Genomic DNA, 18,277 nt, shown 5'->3' on the forward strand with positions numbered 1-18,277 from the left:
GAAAGATAAAAGGAATAGCCGATTGACCAATGCTACGATAATTTTGAGTTCCTGCAAAGAACAATCAGGATGGCCGGATTCAATGCCAGGTATTTTGCATCTTGCTGACGTTTTCCCGGCCGGGCGTCCCCAGATGAAAGACAGTCAGGCGCTGTCTTTCACTCTGCCGCCGACAACATTCCCCCTGCGTCTTATCCTCGCATTTTATCTTTATACTTTGCCAGAAAACCCATTCCCGCTATGGCCAGCAATACACAAGCCATGCCAGAAATCTGCCTGCCATTGAGCACCTCGCCGAGCAGGCAGACCGCCAGCACCAGGGCAGAAACCGGGGCCATTGCCGTAAACAAGGCGGCTTCACTGCCACTGACCCTGGCGATGCCGGCATACCACAGCAAGAACCCGGCGACCGTCGGCACCATGGCATAGTAGACGGCAGCCCAGATGGCCAGGCTGTCAAAGGGAATGTTCCAGGGCGTTTCAAACAGGGCCGGGACCAGGGACAGCACCAGCCCAAAACCGGTCATGACAGTGGACAATGCCAGTGGAGTAAGGTCGGCCTGAAGGCGCTTGTTGAGAAGAATGAACAGGCCCTCACAAATGATGGCGGCAAACACCAGGCCATTGCCGAGCAGGGAATGGCCGTCACCGCCCGCAGGCTGGACGGCGATAGACAGCACACCCGCACCTGCCAGCAGCACAGCCAGCAACTGGCTGACTTGCGGCCTTTCGCCCAGCAAGACAATCGCAATCACCGCAGAGACGATGGGCAGGGTACCGATCATCACGCCCGCATCCGCAGCAGAAGTCAGATGCAAACCCGCAATCAGCAAGGTGGTATAACCGACACTGCCCGCACCCGCCTGCAAGACCAGCAAGAGCCAGTCACGTCTGCTCATCTTGGGCAGGCGTACGCCAAACACACGCATCAGCAGCAAAAAACAGGGGAAGGCAATCGCAAAGCGCAGCGCCGTGGCAGAAAACACCGGCAAGCCATTGCCCATGATCTTGCTTGCTACCACCGTACTGCCAACCAGCACCATCGCCAGCGCCAGGTACACATATCCCCATAATCTGTCCGACATGATCTGCTCCTCTGTTTTAAAAAACAAAAGAGTGCCAGCGGGAAGAGCAGGGGTCTTGAATAAAATTGCAGCCTTGCTTAGGCTCGGTCTGGTCTACCCCAGGCTGGCATAGCTGCCGGGTGACACGCCAAAATTGCGCACGAACATGCGCGTCAGATGACTCTGGTCAGCAAAGCCGCATTCCATCGCCACCTCCACCAGCGGCACACCCTTGCTGATCAGACGGCGGGCAAGTTGCAGGCGGCGCTGCAAAATATAGGCATGCGGCGTCATCCCCGTGACCCTGGCAAAGGCGCGCAAGAGCTGGAAGCGGCTCAGCCCGTTTTGCGCTGCCAGCGTTTCCAGGCTCAATGCAGCGGCCGGGTTGTCATCAATCAGGCTGCGCGCATGATGGATGGCAGGCATTGCCACCTGACCGGGGGCCGTTGACTGTTGCATGACACGGGCAAACAAAAACAGCATCTGCTCCTCGGCAGACAGGGCGCTGGCATGTGGCGCTGTCAGCGTGGCAAACAGTTGCGCCACACTGCGGCTGATCAGCTTGTCAGCAATCACCGGCAGCCTGAATTCGGCCTCGCTGGTTTTGCCTTCACTCAGGTCAGCCATGAGGCTGCTAATCAGTTCCGGCTCAAAATACAGCATCTGCCACGACCGCCCGGCGTCGCCCAGCGGCGCGCCATCGTGGATTTCACCGGGGTTGACCGTAATGGTATCGCCCGCCACAGCCTCGACCATACCCACGCCGCTCAAGGACTTTTGCGCACCTTGCAACACCACGCCTATGCCAAACTGCGCATGCATATGCCGCCCGAAAGAATGCTTCGATTGCGCCTGCACCGCTTCTACACCCGGCAGATGGCAGCGCAACATGACAAATGGTTTTTGAGCTGGTACAGACACAGGCAGGACTTGTATTTGAATGAAAATCAGGGCAGTTAGTGGCTGTAACAGTGTAGCGCGACCGTCAGATTCCGGCAACGACACATGCCGGCGGCTGAACATTCACAAATTCAGCACGGCCCGCACATAATTGACCGGCGCATGGTCAGCCAGGGAACGAAAGCCGACATTGGCACTCTTCCAGCTATATTCAAGCAGGTATTCTGCCCTGGCAATCGTCTGGTCCTGCAATATGTCCAGCTCGCTGGCAGCGACAATCAGGCGGGCATGGCGGTTCAGGTAATGCAAACCCCTGACATGCTCATAGTATTCCGACTCCGGCGGCAGGCTCGTGACAATATCGGTACAGTTGACATAGCGGTCCACCGCCCGGCCAGTGAAGGCAGCGACGAAGGCGGCGTCACCCACGCGCGGCGAGCCAAACGTCACCAGGTGGCTGCCATTAGTACAGGCCGCCGCCAGCGTGGCCAGCGCCGCGCCCAGACTATGCCCGGTCAGGTACACCCTGCTGGTTGCAGGCTGGCCCGCCAGCCAGTCATCGAGAGCGGCGGCAACACTGTTGTAGGCACGCAAAAAACCATCATGCACCCGCCCCGGCCCCTGCCACTGCACTGGCAAAAACAGGGCGTCGGTCAATACATCTGTCGGGTCATCCGGCTGCGTCCCCCTGAAGGCCACATACACCGAGCCAGCCTTGCTGGTGGCAAAACACTGGGTGCCGCTGTCAGCATTGACAAAAAACACCGGCACAGCAAACCCCGCCTGCGCCAGCACCGCTGCCAGCTTGTCCCTGACATTCGCTGACGCCTCAAACCGCCAGTAAGCCAGCCGCGCCAGTTCCGCACACAGGGCATGCGTCGTCCACGGCAAATCCTCCCCCAGCAGCGCAGGCTGCTCTTCAGGGTGGAACAGGGCGGTCTTGCTGGGGTCGTAAGCTGTATCGTGTGACATGTGTTTTCCGCAAAGGTGAATCGGCACTAAATGGATACGATTTAACACGCTAATTCATGATTAAAATTTTTGCAAGTAATTCTGTTGTGTCGCTGCCATGCTGCTGACGCTCGTTCGAGACGACCTGAGTGAGACATTTAATAGCAGCACTTACGCAAAATTGTCCCAGCAAGGCTATCGCTTTAGGAAACATCCCTTGCAAGGGATGTTCGTTTCGTTGGCGGACAACATGTTGTCCGAAACCCCAACTACACCTATCGCTTTAAAAACCACCCTTGCAGGGGTGGTTCGTTGCGTCGGCAGACAATTTATTGTCTGAAACCCCGACTACACCGTAGCGACGAAGACAGTACTTTAGTACGGCTAGGAGCTAACAACGCAGCTGGGGCGGTTTTGCGTAAGTCCTAAATAGCTTGTTGACAGGATAGGACATTTGTCCTAATATGATTTAGGACAAATGTCCTATTTTTGCCAACTACTCATCAAAATGCCAACACGCGACCACATCCTGGAAGCCGCTGATCAGTTGTTCTATGAGCACGGTTTCGACAACACCTCGTTTGCCGATATTGCCGATGCGGTAGGTATATCTCGTGGAAATTTTTACTACCATTTCAAATCCAAAGACGACATCCTGACGGCTGTCATCGCGTTGCGCGCTGAGAAAATCCAGACCATGCTCGAACAGTGGGACGTCGAGGGCGGCTCGCCGGAAGAGCGCATCCGTTGTTTCATCCGCATTCTGATCACCAACCGTGCCAGCATCATGATGCATGGTTGCCCGGTTGGCACACTGACCAGCGAACTCGCCAAGCTGGACCACGCCTCACAATCACAAGCCAATTCTTTGTTCACTTTGTTCCGGGCCTGGCTGACGCGTCAATTCGTCGCGCTGGGGCAGAAGAAAGATGCCGACATGCTGGCCATGCATCTGCTGGCGCGTAGCCAGGGTGTGGCAACAATGGCGAACGCCTTCCATGACGAGGCTTTCATCAAATCAGAAGTCGATCAAATGTATCGTTGGCTGGCCGCAGTCGTGGCGGGCAAACGCGGACCAAGATCGTAAACAGGTTCTAAGAGGAAAACTGTTATGCATATCGTACTACTCAAGTTCGCTGAACACAAAGATCAGGCAGCCCTGCACATGGATGCGCACAATGCCTGGCTGAAGCAGGGTTTCGATGACGGTGTTTTTATAGTGGCTGGCAGCTTGCAGCCGCGCCGTGGCGGTGCAATCGTCGCTCACGGCTGTGCGCTGGATGCGCTGCAGGCGCGTGTCGCTGACGACCCTTTCGTCGTTGCCAGGGTGGTCGAGGCGGAGATTCTTGAGATATCTCCATCCAGGGCTGATGACCGCCTCTCCTTCTTGCTGGGGTGAGGGATGGATAAGACCATAGTCTGCCCTGACGGCCTTAAACGCTGTCGCTGGTGCGCCAGCGCGCCCGAGTTCCTGCGTTACCATGATGACGAATGGGGCTTCCCGGTTGCTGACGACCGACGCTTATTTGAAAAGCTCTGCCTGGAAGGATTTCAGTCAGGCCTCAGCTGGCGGACCATCCTGGCAAAGAGGGAGAATTTCCGCGCTGCTTTTTGCGACTTCGACTTTCATCAGATAGCCAATTTTGGTGACAACGACGTGCAGCGACTCATGCAGGACGAAGGCATCATCCGCCATCGTGGCAAGATTGAAGCCGTGATTAACAACGCCAGACTCGCCAGGCTGATCGTGGAGCGGGAAGGATCGCTGGCTGCCTGGTTCTGGCGCTACGAACCAGCACCAGACGAGGTAGCTGTACCGCAAACCGTTTCTACCTCAGCAGCGTCGATCGCGCTATCGAGGGATATGAAAAAAATGGGCTGGAAATTTGTCGGGCCGACGACGGTATACGCCTTCATGCAGGCGATGGGCCTGATCAACGACCACGCCGAACACTGCGTGACCCGTGCCAGCGTCCAGCAAGCGCGGGAGAGGTTCAAGCTGGGTAAGTGAGATTAATGCACTGCAGGAATACCCCCCACCCGTCTGCCCTAGACATCCACCGCCACCTCAAACCGCCAGCAAGCCAGCCGCGCCAGCTCCGCACACAGGGCATGCGTCGTCCACGGCAAATCCTCACCCAATCAACGCAGGCTGCTCTTCAGGATGAAACGGGGCGGTTTTGCCGGGGTTGTAAGCTGTATCGTGTGACAGTGTTCTCTGCAGAGTTGAATCGACACTGAGTCACACGCTAATCCATGATTAAAAATTTTGTGTCGTCGCCAGCAAGAAAAACCAGCATCCGAAAAACTTATCCACCATGGTGGTAGGATTCATCGGTTCTGTCATTAATAATCATGATGTCGCACTCTACAGACATGACGTCTTTCTTGAAAAATACAAGCTCATAATGAGCCTCTGGTCCTCGAAAATTGAGAGTTGAACTCAAGTTTTCTACATATGTTCGATTTTTTTAGAGTCACATAAAATGTAAATTCGAGAATTCTCATCTGATGTTTTTTCAGGAAAAAAAGTAAAATGAGCTCCTGATACAAGCAAGCAGTCAATGACATCTTTGAACTTTCCTCCTTCAGATAATATCTCAACACACCCTGATCCGGAATATGAGCTATCTGGAAGAAAATAAATTTGCTTGGATGAAAGTGATTTAGCAAACACGCCAATCGTTTTAATAAATCGCTCCTGAAAGCTTACATTATCTTTAAACTCTCGCCATCTTGTATCATGTTCAAAAATAATTGAATCTTGAAACAGTTCTGCACTAAAGCCATAAGGGCCTCTTAAAGAAAAGGCTATAGAATTCGTTTCTACTGAATTGACAATACAGTTTCCCCCTTGACGCCCAAGTACGCTCCAGTTCTGAGTATATTCATCTTTAAATCGATGAGTATCTAACGCTTTTAAGCCTGCATTAACTGGAATTTCAAACGACGAATCCCATAAATCAATCACGTCCAAATGAGTTGCCTGAAGTCGCACAAGTATCTCGCTTACTTCCAAACAAGCAAGCTCAACATCCATCAATACCTCAATATTTACGCCCATATTTAACTTTAGCTATACTTAACCGAAAATTATTCGCCCAGTACTAGTAGTGAAATCGTATTCAAGTCATACGCAGTGACATCACCATTATCGTCAACTGCTTGACGAAGAAACTCTATTCCTAGTGTTTTGTCTTGGGGGACACCATTTGAACCATAGAAAAGATCTAATCCATACAATGCTTTCGCTTTCGAATTTCCACTTTTTTCTGCCCGCTTAAATAAATTGGAGGCATTCACCAGGTCTTTCACAAAAAAGTCCTCAGCATCGTATTTGACGCCGAGACGGTGTAGAGCTTCAGGATGCCCTAAATTGGCAGTTTCAGTCAGCAGATTGACTGAGCGCTGCTCAAAATCCTCATCAGTTTCTTTGCGAAGAAAACTAAATGTCGAGTATAAATATAAAGCTTCAGGACATTTAGCTTTTATTAGTGGTACCAGTATCTTATAAGCCGCTCGGCAAGAGCCCGCCTCGACTTTTGTTCGCGATTTTTGCAATAAATCATTTTGCTCTGAATTATTCATGAATTGTGATTGGCTGTTGATTTGCAGGCTGATCATGGCGTATTCGCCGGCAGACAGATTAAGAACACCTGTCAAGGTTTTGGCGGGAGCAGGGTCTGGCCGGCGCAAGTGACGGCAAGTTGCCCACCCCCATTCTACATTTCCCCTCATCCTCAAAGAAGTCAAATCCCGAAGGACTCTACCCGCCATGGTGGAGGTAGGACTCACTGGTTCTATCGTTAACAATAATCATGATATCGCCATCGACAGACATTACTTTTTTCTTAAAGAATACAACCCAGGATTGATCCTTATGTACAAGCTCATAATGAGCCTCAGGTTCTTGAAAATCAGCTAGTCTGAGGCCATTTATTTTTGCAATCTGCCGAGCTATCAATAAAACTTTTTTCTCGGTGAGTTTCGTTTTTGACTTGATTTGAGATGAAACTGTAGACTGTATCTTTGCATTTCCAGCATCTGCTATTGACAAACAAAACATCGATGCACCAAGTACCAGAAAATATTTTTTGAAATACATGGTTTTTACCAAGTGAGAAAAACAATTGCCCTTTGAAAGCCTATCAATTCTTGTGCTCACATTCCTGGCTCTATCTCAACTCTGCCATTTTCTTTCTGTACAAATACAATCGTAACTGCCCCTATCGGAAGGTCCAAGTCTCCTTCTTCGCATCCAAAAGCCCACCCTTTTTTATTTTCTTCAACTAACCTGCAGGAAAAAAGTTCTGCTTTTTTATGCGAATACCTGGCAACTGCTTCAATCGAAATTTTCTCTGCCTCTTTTAAGGTCGTAACCTTTTTATTGTTGTTATTGCCGCCTTTTGCTAAAACGGGGCCAGGCAACGCAAAAATTCCGACTGATAAAAACATAAAAAGATATTTTGCAAAACGCATAGTTGATTTCTCAAAAAAACGCATAGGTGTGGTTAGTGTAAGGTAATTTCACACATGTCTATTCTTGCAGTGTATTTGCAAAAGGATTGAATTCGCTCTCAGAATGGCGCTTCCGAATTTTGTTGAATATCCGAGCAATTGCGATGCTCAGCAATAAGCAAAGCATTGAAATGATTAAGGCAAATCCACTGGTAGTTCGGAACAATTCAGAAATGCTGATGGTGTCGTTTATTTTGTATGCCTGGAGCGCTGCATTTTTACTGCTGAAACCGACAATATCGTACATGGCATGCAATGTGACCGCTGCCACGATGGATTGATAACGTAAGGTTAGATACCCCAAAAAAAGTCCAAATAAAAAAAATGTTGGCAAAGTCGAGAAATGGGCAGCAAAAAATGCCAGGGAAGTTAAAACAAGTGCCTTTTGTTTCGACATTGTTTTTTGAAATAAATCCAGCAAGAATTTTCTGAAGAAAATTTCTTCAGCAACTGCTGCACCCACTGCAATTGCAACGATGTTTATCGCCAGTCGAAGATCAATATGCTTTGATACTTCGAATGAAATTTCTGCGACATATCCCGAAAAATACAAAAACAAAGAGAAGCTGACAAGATAAATGAATGGATACAAGCTTTGCCAAAGTTGGTTTAACCTGAATTGAAATCGCTTTTCTGCCCTCACAAATGCAATCGCAGATACCAGCAGCAACAAGCAAGCTGCCCACAGAGGTATTTTCTCTATCGGGAACTCAACAAAGATAACATTCAATGCAAAAACAAAAAACGTTGCAAAGAACAGCAAGTGATCATTCTTTTCCATTTATCTGACTTCTATGGCGAATTTAAGTGCGAACTACATTTTTCAATACTTGGCTAATGGAAACGGTCAGGTTTAAATTGCAGGATGAGGTTGAACTTTGTAAAGCATTGCGAATCTCCTAAAACCTGACCTGACTTGAAAAGCTGGCATTGATTTGATTACTTTGATCCTTCGACAATCACACAATGGTCGAGCGGGTTTTCTAACGATGCGGTTACATCGGTACCAAAATCCATTACGCGAAACGGTACTTCTTTTGAAAATTCTGAATATTTTTTTTATTGCTTTCTACGATTTTCAACGCGATCAACACTGATGTTGCGGGCACCCAAAAGGGTAACCCAATGCCATGGCATTCGTACTTTGTGGTTTGATTCGGCCAGTAAGCAAAGTGCCTTTTGCAGCTAACACCACTCTTTGCGCCAATTTTTCTGATGTAAGGTTTTACGTAGCAAGAAAATCATAAACGAAAGGCAATTTAGACTGCAAAATAAAGTTAAATATGTATTATTTGCAATTATCAACTTTCCCTAAAAAGTCATTGCTAAAATCGTGCGCACTTGGGTATTGCTGAATGGCAACGTACTTTTTAGATTTATTTGCAAATGCTTTGTCATGTACGGTGACTTGGGACTGTAAGCACGTGGTGTACGTCGATGTACATACCCAACTCACCCCAAACTCCTCTCATACTCCCCCGGCGACATGCCGACCAGCTGGCGAAAGTCGCGTACGAAGTGGGCCTGGTCGAAGTAGCCTAGTTCCAGGGCCAGGTTGGTCCAGCTCAGGGTTTTGCCGGCTTGTACTTGCGCGACGGCTTCGTGCAGGCGGTAGCGTTGTATGACCCATTTGGGGCCTATGCCTACGTATTTCTGGAACAGTCTTTGCAGGGCGCGTTTGTCCATGCCTGTGATGTCCATCAGCTGTTCGACGGCGATGATGCTGCGGTCCTGCTCGATGTTTGCCAGCAGTGCGCTGACGCGGGCGACCTGTTCGTCTGGCGGGGGCAGGTGCTGCAGCAAAAATGCTTCGGCCAGCGTGCACATGTCGGTATGGCTGTGGGCGGCCAGTATCTGCTGGCAGAAATCTGCACCGGCCTGGCCAAAGCAGTCGGTGATGGCGATGGAGCCGTTGCCCAGCGTGGCGATGGCCTGGCGGTAAAACGGGTAGAAGCCGCCTGCCTTGAACTTGATGCCGAAGACTCTTTCCTGCCCTTGTAGCTGGCGCATGAAGCGGCCGCTGTGTACGCCCCAGATGCGGGCTTCACCGTTTTCCACCACCAGGTGGATGTTGGGGTGGGGCAGGGTGGCTTGCTGTTGGGCAGGCAGGCCGCGCAGGTCCCAGGCCACGTACCAGTAATGCTCGACCAGGCCAGCGAGCGCAGGTGAGGGGGCTTGCCGGTGATGCTGGAAATCACCCTGGGCAAAGCTGGGCCGCAAGACGCCACGCGGTTTGCCTGTCGGCTCTGCTTGCTGGGCCGGGTCAGTGTTCATGCCTGCACCTTGCTGATACCTATATCTATGTCTGTCATATGGTTTGTCGGCCTGTCGCGTTTTTCCTATCATCGCCCTGTCTGTTGCTGGTCTAATCTGTCCTGTGCTGTTCACAGAGGGGACAGCCTCTTGTCCATGAGGATGCCATGAAAAAAAATTTATCCGGGTCGGGTGCAATCAGCATCATCTTGTGCGCCTGCCTGTACACTGCCATGTCGCCTGTTGCGGCAGGCCCGTCTTCACCAGCCATTATTGTAAAGGAGCAATCCATGCAACACAGTCAGCATGCCAGCGGCAGTTTCCAGGTCAAGCTTGCTCCCCAGCCAGCCACTGCGGGCATAGAAGCCGCCAAACTGGGCCGCATGAGCATAGATAAACAATTCAGTGGCGACCTGGATGCGCACAGCCTGGGTGAGATGCTGTCTGTCGGTACTGACGTTAAGGGGTCTGCCGGTTATGTCGCCATTGAACGGGTGACCGGCAGCCTGCAAGGCAGGAAGGGCAGTTTTGTGCTCATGCACACCGGTACCATGAACCGGGGTGCGCCTGAGCTGCTTATCCAGGTCATCCCTGATTCCGGCACCGGTGAGCTGACCGGTATCAGTGGCAACATGGGAATACAGATTACCAATGGCCAGCATTTTTATACTTTTGACTATAGCCTGCCTTGACATGCAGAAATGAAAACCAGGGTGATTGTTGTATTTGTCATTTACTCATGATTTTGTCTTGATCTTTTAATAATCCATCATTAAGCTGATGTGCATTTTACAAGAGAATATAACCAGACTTGTCTGGCTATGGGCACATTTTCAGCACATCATCATGAGGATTTGAAGCATGGATACTGTCAGCGCGAGCAACACGGTCATTATCACGATACCAGTCGGCACCGTTACCAGCTATGTCGGGTCCAACCCGCCAGAAGGCTGGCTCTTGTGCAACGGGCAGACGATAGATCAGGCGACTTATCCCAACCTGTTCCCGCTGCTGAGCGGTGGCAAGGTGCCTGACCTGCGCAGCCGCTTCATCGTTGGGGCGGGGCAGGGCGACAACCTGAGCAGCTATCCGATCAACCAGACCGGCGGGCTTGAGTCGGTGACGCTGACGGTGGACCAGATTCCATCGCATTCACACCAGATCAATAACGGCAATTTTGGCCTGCATTACCAGTCCTTCCAGGGGGAAAGTGACGACGACATCCCGTTTGAGAGCAATCCCAACACCAACCTGGGCGGCACCAATAATACCGGTGGCGGCAAGTCGCATGAAAACCGTCCGCCATTTTATGCCCTGACTTATATCGTCAAATACTGAAGCGGCCAAGGCGGTCAGGCCGGTGTGCAGCGGCCATTGCCTGTACGGCGCTGAGCCGCTATGCTGCACGCATGACTGCCCTCACTCCCGCTATTGCCTACCAGGTGCGGCAACCGCCGCCCCATCTTGCCGAATTTATTGAAAGCTACTGGTCCGTCACCTGCATCAGCGACATCCCCAAGAACGTGGTCGTCATGCCGGATGGCCGGGTGGACTTGCATTTTTTTTCGTCACCGCATGAGCCCTACCATGCTGCCCTGGCCGGGCTGGAGTGTGAGCTCTCGCCCGTCACGGTGATGCCGGGTTCACGCCTGACATCGGTCAGCTTTAAACTGCTGGCCATGGAATATGTGCTCGGCTCCAGCGTTGCCCATTTACTGGATGACCGCATGCTGGTCGATCCGGCAGAGTGGGGCATCTGCATGGCGGACGCGGCTGATTTTGATGTGTTCTGCGGCAAGCTCAACGACAAGATCAGCAGCCTGGTCAAACCCGGCGTGGATGAGCGCAAACGCAGGATGTTTGACCTCATCTACAGCAGCAAGGGCAGTGCGACGGTAGCGGATATTGCTGACGCAGCGCAGTGGAGCAGCCGGCAGATTAACCGCTATTTCAACCAGTGGTTTGGCATGTCGCTCAAGGCCTACTGCAGCATATTGCGCTTTCGCGCCAGCCTGGTGCAGATCAAGGAAGGCAAGTTCTATCCGGAAGATTTCTATTTCGACCAGGCCCACTTCATCAAGGACATCAAGAAATATTCCGGCATGACGCCCAAAGAATTGCATAAGAACCGGGATGACCGATTTATACAATTACTGGCGCTCAAAAAACCCTAATCTTGCTCCATTGCAGTCCACGCATGGACACTAACGGAGCAAGAATGAGCAACAACAGAATGATAGACAACAAGACCATCGCCATCATCGGCGGTGGCCCTGGCGGCCTGACGCTGGCCCGCCTTTTACAAATCCAGGGCGCCAGCGTCAGGGTGTATGAACGTGACGCCAGCCGGGACGTGCGGGTGCAGGGCGCAACCCTGGACCTGCATGCAGAATCCGGTCTCAGGGCCTTGCAGGCTGCCGGCCTGATCGCTGACTTCAGGGTCAGCTACCGCCCTGATGCCGGGCGTTTTCGCCTGATGGACAAGCATGCCCGCATCATTGCCGACCAGCATGCACAGACGGACTACAGCGAAGACAGGCCAGAGATAGACCGTGGCCCCTTGCGCGACATACTGCTCAATTCACTGGAAGCCGGCACGGTGGTCTGGAACAGCCAGTTCAAGGCCATGCAGCCAAAGGGGGCAGGCTGGCAGATCGGTTTTTACAATGGTGATACGGTTTATGCCGATATCGTCATCGGGGCAGACGGCGCCAATTCCCGGGTGCGGCCCTACCTGACCACCATCAAACCGGTCTTTGCCGGCCTGACGGCTATTGAAGGCGCAGTCTGCGACGCACAAGAAAATGCACCTGGCCTGCACGCTCTGTTAAAAGCTGGCAAAATATTTGCCTTTGGCGATGACAAGAGCCTGATACTCAGCGCCAAAGGGGATGGCAGCATCAGCTTTTACGCTGGCTTCAGGTCGGGCGAAAACTGGCAGCAGCAATGCGGTATCGACTTTGCCGATGTACGGCAAGTGCAGGACTGGTTCATGACGGACTTCCCCGGCTGGCACACTGTCTGGCATGAACTGGTGACGCAAGCCAGTTACCCGCTGATCGTCAGGCCGCAATACAGCATGCCGACCGGTTTGCCCTGGCCCAGCCAGCCCAACCTGAGCCTGCTGGGTGATGCCGCCCACCTGATGCCGCCTTATGCCGGAGAAGGCGTCAACATGGCCATGCAAGATGCGCTGGAACTAAGTATTTGTTTGGGTGGTCTACAATATCCTGACGCCACAACCGTCATCGCAGGATATGAGCAGGCCATGCGAGCCAGGGCGACGATCGCCGCAGACATGACACATGAGTCCATGGCGGCCCTGCATTCGGCAGAAGCGATCAGCTACATGTCCAGGCTGGTGGCCTGAAAACAGGCCGTGCCAGCACGGAGCACAGGCTGTCGGCGTCAAAGATCACCACTCTGGCTGACAACCAGAAACCAGTGCTGACTGCTTCCTGTCTCTGACAAGCCAGGGGGCAGCAAGCATATTGACAATTGACTCAACAACCAAACCAGGGAGGATACAACCATGAACACCACGCCAACAATCCGCACCACGTGTGTAGACATCCATACAAAAAAATACGCGCCACCACTGACATCGACAATAAGAAAACTATGAAACCAGAATCCACATCCAATTCCGCAAATTTTACCAGCTATCAAAAAATCATCCTGCTCCTGCTGGGGCTGATACAGTTTTCCGTCATCCTTGATTTTGTCATCATCGCGCCTATCGGCGACATCCTGATGAAATCGCTCTCCATCAATGTTGAACAGTTTGGCCTGGTGGTATCGTCCTATGCCTTCAGCACAGCCCTGTCCGGCATTGCCGTGGCAGGCTTCATCGACAAGTTCGACCGCAAGAAAGTGCTGCTGTTTTTCTTTACCGGTTTTATCATCGGCACCGTCTGCTGCGCCCTGGCCAGCACCTATACGCAAATGATGGCGGCGCGCATACTGACCGGTGTGTTTGCCGGTGTTACCGGCTCGGTCGTCATGACGATTGTGTCTGACCTGTTCGTTCCCCAGGTCAGGGGCCGTGCCATGGGCTTTGTACAAATGGGCTTTGGCGCGGCGCAGGTCATGGGCGTGCCGATCGGCATCTTCATCGCCACCCACCTGGGCTGGCACATGACGTTTTTGTCCATCGTTGCCGTTGCCATCGTCATGCTGGCCGCCCTGTTCTTTGTGCTCAAGCCCATGCAGGACCATATGAAGATACAGAGGGACAAAAATCCTTTCCTGCACCTGTGGCATACCGTCATCAACAAGGACTACCAGGTTGGTTTTCTGGCAGTCATGTTCCTGACCATAGGCGGCTTCATGATCATGCCTTTCAGCTCGATCTTCCTGATCAATAATGTGCACCTGACGTATGAACAACTGCCCTTTGTCTTCATGTTCACCGGTCTTGCCAGCATGATTTCCATGCCCGTCATCGGCAAGCTCAGCGACAAGTTTGACCGCTACAAGCTGTTTGTCTTTGGTTCCGGCCTGGCAGCCATCATGATTCTGATCTACACCAACCTGCACGTCACACCGCTGTGGATGGTGGTCATCATCAATATCCTGGTGTTTGTCGGCATCATGTGCCGCATCTCACCGGCGCAGGCGTTGAATTCCATGGTGCCGCAAAAAGAAGACCGTGGTGCATACATGAGCATCTCGGCCTCCCTGCAACAGACCGCAGGCGGCCTGGGTTCTGTCATCGCCAGCATGATCGTCTTCCAGCAGACCAAGACCAGCCCGCTGCAAAACTTTGATGTACTCGGCTACGCCATCGTCTGCATCTTTGCCATGTGCGTATTCTTTGTCTACCGCGTCAGTGTCAATGTGAAGGCGCAAGCCGCACAGGCGGCACAGACAAACCTGACGCCACAGGCAGCGCGCTGATTTGCTGATGCGTTAGTAAAAGTATTGCCGTCATGCCGGGCTTGAACCGGCATCCAGTGCCGTTCATGTCGCCAATGTCACTAACTTGCCATGTTGGTTGGCGCAAGTCGCTGGATGCCAGATCAAGTCTGGCATGACGCAAAGAAGAGCCGGGGACGTTCGCCTCTGCAACTCTCTGCCCCCATGCGACCTGGCATGAATTCCGCACACCATACATCATATTCCATCTTGTTTATCTGCAAACAGTCCACCTGAGCTGCACAAGGGATGTCCAGATCCTGTCCGTTTTATGTCATTGCGTCATTTATTGAACGCTGACTATTCGCTATCCTTGCTTTATTCCCCAAAAACAGCGTTTGTCGGCCTGGTACTGCGTTTATCGCAAGCTGGCCAGTAAGAGGCAATATGCCGTCACAATGAAGCCATCTTGACTATGATGAGACAGGAAAAATGAAACCTTATTTTGTGACAATTCCGGCAACTGTGACCTTAATCCTTGCTGCCTTCATGGGAAGCGCGTCCGATAACCTGCCCGCAGGCTGGGAACTTACCGGCGATTCACCGGCGCTATATGTGGCGGGAATCGATGACAAGGTTGATGGCGGCACCGGTGACAGCAAGTTTCTCAAATTTACCGAAGGGAACAAAGTCTCCTGGGCGATACTGAAGCAGAGTATTTCGGCAAAACAGTATCTGGGACAGCGCGTGCGCTTTCAGGCCAGGATGAAGACCAGGGGTGTTGATGAGTACTGGGCCGGGATTTATTTTCAGGTCAAGAAGGACAATGGCCGGAACGCCTTGTTCTATAACAGCTGGGATGCCCCTATGAAAGGAGACAACGACTGGCAGGTCAGGAATGTGGTGTTTGATATTCCTGACGATGCCGGTACGATTTCCTATGGTTTCATGGACGGAGGGCAGGGTCAGGTCTGGGCAGACAGCATGAAGTTCGAAATTGTCAGCAAGGACGTGCCTGTATCCAGGGTACAGAAGGTACCCGGACCTCTGAAAAAAACACCAAATCTGTTATAAGCACCATGCAGAAAGATAAAAGAAAATGAAACCTTTCATGGCATCGATTGCTGCAACAATCGCCCTGGTGCTCACAGCGGTGGCTGGCAAAATTCCTGAAAAACTGTCATCAGACTGGCGCGTTACTGGCGATTCTCCAAAATCTTATGAGGCTGGCATTGATTCACAGGTAAAGGGTGTGCATAGGAATGCCAAGTTCCTGCGTTTTGTTGAGGGGAACGGCACGTCCTGGGCGGCACTGACTCAGAATATCTCTGCCGAAAATTATCTGGGCCGCAGAGTGCGCTTCCAGGCCAGGCTTAAGACCAGGAATGTCGATCAAAACTGGGCCGGTATATGGTTTCGTGTCGCCGGTGAGGACGGGACTTCAAGAATTTTGTATAACTGCAGTGATGTGCCCCTGACAGGTGACAACGACTGGCAGGCAAGAGAGGCTGTTTTTGATATACCTGAAGATGCAATCATGATTTCGTTCGGGTTGCTGGTCGGCGGCAAGGGGCAGGTCTGGGCAGACGATATGAAGTTTGACATCGTAGGCAATGAAGTCCCGGTATCGCAGCAATACCGGGACAGGCCGACAGAGAATAAAACATTGGAAAAACCCCACCTATGAAGATGAAGAAATATTATTCGCTGGTTTTTGACAGCGGCCATGACAGTGCATTTGGCGCTGCCAATGATGACAGCCATCGAACCGTGCCGGAGCAGGTCAGCGAAGCACTGGGTTTTACCTGGCGGCAGGCTGGCTTCACGCTGAGCGCGACACTGGTACTGTGGGGGCTGAGCATATGGCTTCAGATGGAAAACTGGTTTGCCCTGTATGCATTGATGTTTCTCCCCGCAGCAGCCAGTTGCCTCATCATTCTGGCCAGCCAGAAATGGCGTATGCTGGGCAGGAACTGGATTACCGTCTGGGTGTTGCTGATCGTGCTGGTACTGGCCAGCAGTTCTGCGGCGACCGCCCTATACTGGTCGTGGACAAAAGAATGGCACTGGGTCAGGCCGTCGATGATAAGCTGTCTTTTGCTGACGCTGGTATTCAGTTTTCTTGGCCTGGGCCTGCCCTTGTGGAAGGTGCAGATGCAGACCCGGGCTTTTCAGATCGCCAACCTGAAAAGCGCCATACTGAGTGCAGAACTCAAGGCGCTGCAGGCGCAGATCGAACCGCATTTCTTGTACAACACGCTGTCCAATGCACGCTATCTGGCGCGCCATGATGCAGAAAAAACGGTGTTCATGCTCGATCACCTGATCTCCTACCTGCAATGTCTGCTGCCGGACCTGCGCAGCCAGACTGCCAGCCTGGAGCGCGAGTTTGAACTGGCCGGACACTACCTGGCGCTGATGTCGCTACGTTTTGGCGACAGGCTGGAATACCAGATCCATTTGCCCGAAGAGCTCAAGGCAGTGCAGATTGCGCCCATGATGCTGATGACCCTGGTAGAAAACGCAGTGCAGCATGGCGTTGAACCCACACCCGGCCAGGTGGCCGTGCGGCTGATCGCAGAGCGGCGGCATGGCAAGTTGCGCATCATGGTGACAGATAGCGGCGCCGGGCTGGGGCAAAAAATCCTGGGGACGGGGGTGGGATTGCGCAATCTGCGTGACCGTCTGTGCGCCATGTACGGCAAGGCCGCTGATCTGAGCCTGCACCGGCTGGATTCGCAGGTAACAGTGGCAGAACTGACATTGCCCATGACTGAACTACAGGTGACAGCATGAGACCACACAGTACAAACATACGCATTCTCATCGCTGATGATGAACCCATGCTGCGGGCAGAATTGCGCGAATCACTGAGCCTGCTCTGGCCAGAGGCGCAGATCGTCGGCGAGGCAGCTGATGGCATCGAAGCCCTGCGTATGGCGCGCGAACTGTCGCCGGATGTCGCCTTTCTCGATATCCGCATGCCCGGCATGAGCGGCATGGACGTGGCCCGCACATTCGGCTCGCGCACCCATGTGGTGTTTGTGACGGCATACCAGGAGCACGCCGTGGCCGCCTTTGAAGAAGGTGCACTCGACTACGTGGTCAAACCCGCCAGCGCCGCACGCCTGGCACGCACGATCAACCGCGTGCGCGAACGCATCATCACACCGCCGCCCGATCTGTCAGCCGTCATGCAAAAGCTGGACCCCAAGCCGACAGCGCCGACCTGGTTGCAGGCGTCGGTGGGCAATACCATTCATTTCATCGACCTGTCAGACGTGATCTATTTCAAGTCAGAACTCAAATACACCCGCATCGTCACTGACAAGATGGAAGCGCATATCCGCACACCTATCAAGGACCTGGCGGCCTCACTGGAAGAAGCCGGCTTTTGGCAAATCCACCGCAGCTATGTGGTTGCTGTCAAGCGCATCGCCAGCGTCATTCGCGACCAGGACGCCGCAGTCTGGCTGAACCTGCGCGACCATGCCGTTCGCCTGCCTGTCAGTCAGCGATATCAGCATCGTTTCAAGGGGATGTAGAAGCGGCCTCTGATAGCGCCCCCTGACGGCGCGCCCTCATCCCGTGAAGAACGCACAGACTTTGCCGCCTGCAATCTGTAGCGGCCGTAAGCCAGAATCATTTCAACGCCATCTCAAACCGCATCTCAGCAAAGGGCTGTGGTGCGGTTTGCTGTTCTTGTGCTGATCCTCGTCTCACATGCATTGCAC

21 protein-coding genes are annotated in these 18,277 nt (G+C 52.5%); 12 read left to right on the forward strand and 9 right to left on the reverse strand.

The window, feature by feature from the left end:
- Positions 1-191: 191 nt before the first annotated feature.
- The 3 genes from LZ463_RS15445 to LZ463_RS15455 all read right to left on the reverse strand — a co-directional run bounded on the left by LZ463_RS15445 (position 192) and on the right by LZ463_RS15455 (position 2,936).
- The gene (locus LZ463_RS15445; RefSeq protein WP_241456716.1) at positions 192-1,085 is read right to left on the reverse strand and encodes a DMT family transporter; all 894 of its coding nucleotides are present in this window, start codon (positions 1,083-1,085) and stop codon (positions 192-194) included.
- 93 nt (positions 1,086-1,178) lie between these two features.
- The gene (locus LZ463_RS15450) at positions 1,179-1,955 is read right to left on the reverse strand and encodes a helix-turn-helix transcriptional regulator (RefSeq protein ID WP_241456783.1); all 777 of its coding nucleotides are present in this window, start codon (positions 1,953-1,955) and stop codon (positions 1,179-1,181) included.
- A 132-nt stretch (positions 1,956-2,087) separates the two neighbouring features.
- Positions 2,088-2,936: a lipase family protein gene (locus LZ463_RS15455; protein ID WP_241456717.1), complete on the reverse strand. Its 849-nt coding sequence runs from the start codon at positions 2,934-2,936 to the stop codon at positions 2,088-2,090.
- Positions 2,937-3,423: 487 nt separating this feature from the next.
- On the opposite strand from LZ463_RS15455, the gene LZ463_RS15460 reads away from it, so the two are divergent.
- The 3 genes from LZ463_RS15460 to LZ463_RS15470 are packed head-to-tail and all read left to right on the forward strand — an operon-like array spanning position 3,424 to position 4,926.
- On the forward strand, positions 3,424-4,002 hold the full coding sequence (locus LZ463_RS15460; RefSeq protein WP_241456718.1) for a TetR/AcrR family transcriptional regulator: 579 nt from the start codon (positions 3,424-3,426) through the stop codon (positions 4,000-4,002).
- A gap of 24 nt (positions 4,003-4,026) precedes the next feature.
- The gene (locus LZ463_RS15465) at positions 4,027-4,314 is read left to right on the forward strand and encodes a YciI family protein (RefSeq protein ID WP_241456719.1); all 288 of its coding nucleotides are present in this window, start codon (positions 4,027-4,029) and stop codon (positions 4,312-4,314) included.
- Positions 4,315-4,317: 3 nt separating this feature from the next.
- Positions 4,318-4,926: a DNA-3-methyladenine glycosylase I gene (locus LZ463_RS15470; RefSeq protein ID WP_241456720.1), complete on the forward strand. Its 609-nt coding sequence runs from the start codon at positions 4,318-4,320 to the stop codon at positions 4,924-4,926.
- A gap of 441 nt (positions 4,927-5,367) precedes the next feature.
- Here the strand turns inward: LZ463_RS15470 and LZ463_RS15475 are convergent, their stop codons facing one another.
- The 6 genes from LZ463_RS15475 to LZ463_RS15500 all read right to left on the reverse strand — a co-directional run bounded on the left by LZ463_RS15475 (position 5,368) and on the right by LZ463_RS15500 (position 9,707).
- Positions 5,368-5,979 carry a hypothetical protein gene (locus tag LZ463_RS15475; RefSeq protein WP_241456721.1) on the reverse strand — a complete coding sequence of 204 codons (612 nt, stop codon included), beginning with the start codon at positions 5,977-5,979 and terminating at the stop codon, positions 5,368-5,370.
- Positions 5,980-6,008: 29 nt separating this feature from the next.
- On the reverse strand, positions 6,009-6,539 hold the full coding sequence (locus LZ463_RS15480) for a tetratricopeptide repeat protein (RefSeq protein WP_241456722.1): 531 nt from the start codon (positions 6,537-6,539) through the stop codon (positions 6,009-6,011).
- A gap of 142 nt (positions 6,540-6,681) precedes the next feature.
- Positions 6,682-7,020 (reverse strand): hypothetical protein, encoded by a 339-nt coding sequence (locus LZ463_RS15485; protein WP_241456723.1) that lies wholly within the window; start codon positions 7,018-7,020, stop codon positions 6,682-6,684.
- Positions 7,021-7,076: 56 nt separating this feature from the next.
- Positions 7,077-7,394 (reverse strand): hypothetical protein, encoded by a 318-nt coding sequence (locus tag LZ463_RS15490; protein WP_241456724.1) that lies wholly within the window; start codon positions 7,392-7,394, stop codon positions 7,077-7,079.
- Positions 7,395-7,452: 58 nt separating this feature from the next.
- Positions 7,453-8,214 (reverse strand): CPBP family intramembrane glutamic endopeptidase, encoded by a 762-nt coding sequence (locus tag LZ463_RS15495; RefSeq protein ID WP_241456725.1) that lies wholly within the window; start codon positions 8,212-8,214, stop codon positions 7,453-7,455.
- A gap of 671 nt (positions 8,215-8,885) precedes the next feature.
- The gene (locus LZ463_RS15500) at positions 8,886-9,707 is read right to left on the reverse strand and encodes a helix-turn-helix domain-containing protein (protein WP_241456726.1); all 822 of its coding nucleotides are present in this window, start codon (positions 9,705-9,707) and stop codon (positions 8,886-8,888) included.
- A gap of 146 nt (positions 9,708-9,853) precedes the next feature.
- Here LZ463_RS15500 and LZ463_RS15505 point away from each other — a divergent pair, with 146 nt between their 5' ends.
- The 9 genes from LZ463_RS15505 (at position 9,854) to LZ463_RS15545 (ending at position 18,088) form a co-directional block, all read left to right on the forward strand.
- A complete protein-coding gene (locus LZ463_RS15505; protein WP_489686124.1) occupies positions 9,854-10,378 on the forward strand; it encodes a DUF3224 domain-containing protein in 525 nt (174 codons plus the stop codon).
- Positions 10,379-10,547: 169 nt separating this feature from the next.
- Positions 10,548-11,024, forward strand: coding sequence for a phage tail protein (locus LZ463_RS15510; protein ID WP_241456727.1), 477 nt, complete (start codon positions 10,548-10,550; stop codon positions 11,022-11,024).
- A gap of 71 nt (positions 11,025-11,095) precedes the next feature.
- Positions 11,096-11,860 carry a helix-turn-helix domain-containing protein gene (locus tag LZ463_RS15515; RefSeq protein WP_241456728.1) on the forward strand — a complete coding sequence of 255 codons (765 nt, stop codon included), beginning with the start codon at positions 11,096-11,098 and terminating at the stop codon, positions 11,858-11,860.
- Positions 11,861-11,904: 44 nt separating this feature from the next.
- Positions 11,905-13,056: an FAD-dependent oxidoreductase gene (locus LZ463_RS15520; protein WP_241456729.1), complete on the forward strand. Its 1,152-nt coding sequence runs from the start codon at positions 11,905-11,907 to the stop codon at positions 13,054-13,056.
- A 251-nt stretch (positions 13,057-13,307) separates the two neighbouring features.
- A complete protein-coding gene (locus LZ463_RS15525) occupies positions 13,308-14,585 on the forward strand; it encodes an MFS transporter (RefSeq protein WP_241456730.1) in 1,278 nt (425 codons plus the stop codon).
- 450 nt (positions 14,586-15,035) lie between these two features.
- Positions 15,036-15,617 (forward strand): transcriptional regulator, encoded by a 582-nt coding sequence (locus LZ463_RS15530; RefSeq protein ID WP_241456731.1) that lies wholly within the window; start codon positions 15,036-15,038, stop codon positions 15,615-15,617.
- Between the two features lie 37 nt (positions 15,618-15,654).
- Entirely contained in the window at positions 15,655-16,230 is a 576-nt protein-coding gene (locus LZ463_RS15535; RefSeq protein WP_241456732.1) for a transcriptional regulator, read from the forward strand.
- Positions 16,227-17,339, forward strand: coding sequence for a sensor histidine kinase (locus LZ463_RS15540; protein WP_241456733.1), 1,113 nt, complete (start codon positions 16,227-16,229; stop codon positions 17,337-17,339). Before LZ463_RS15535 ends, LZ463_RS15540 begins: the two co-directional genes overlap by 4 nt.
- Positions 17,336-18,088, forward strand: coding sequence for a LytR/AlgR family response regulator transcription factor (locus LZ463_RS15545; protein ID WP_241456734.1), 753 nt, complete (start codon positions 17,336-17,338; stop codon positions 18,086-18,088). The genes LZ463_RS15540 and LZ463_RS15545 overlap by 4 nt, the downstream gene beginning before the upstream one ends.
- Positions 18,089-18,277: the final 189 nt, after the last annotated feature.

Origin of the sequence: Undibacterium paludis (genome assembly GCF_022568815.1) — a bacterium.
Classification (GTDB): Bacteria; Pseudomonadota; Gammaproteobacteria; order Burkholderiales; family Burkholderiaceae_D; genus Undibacterium.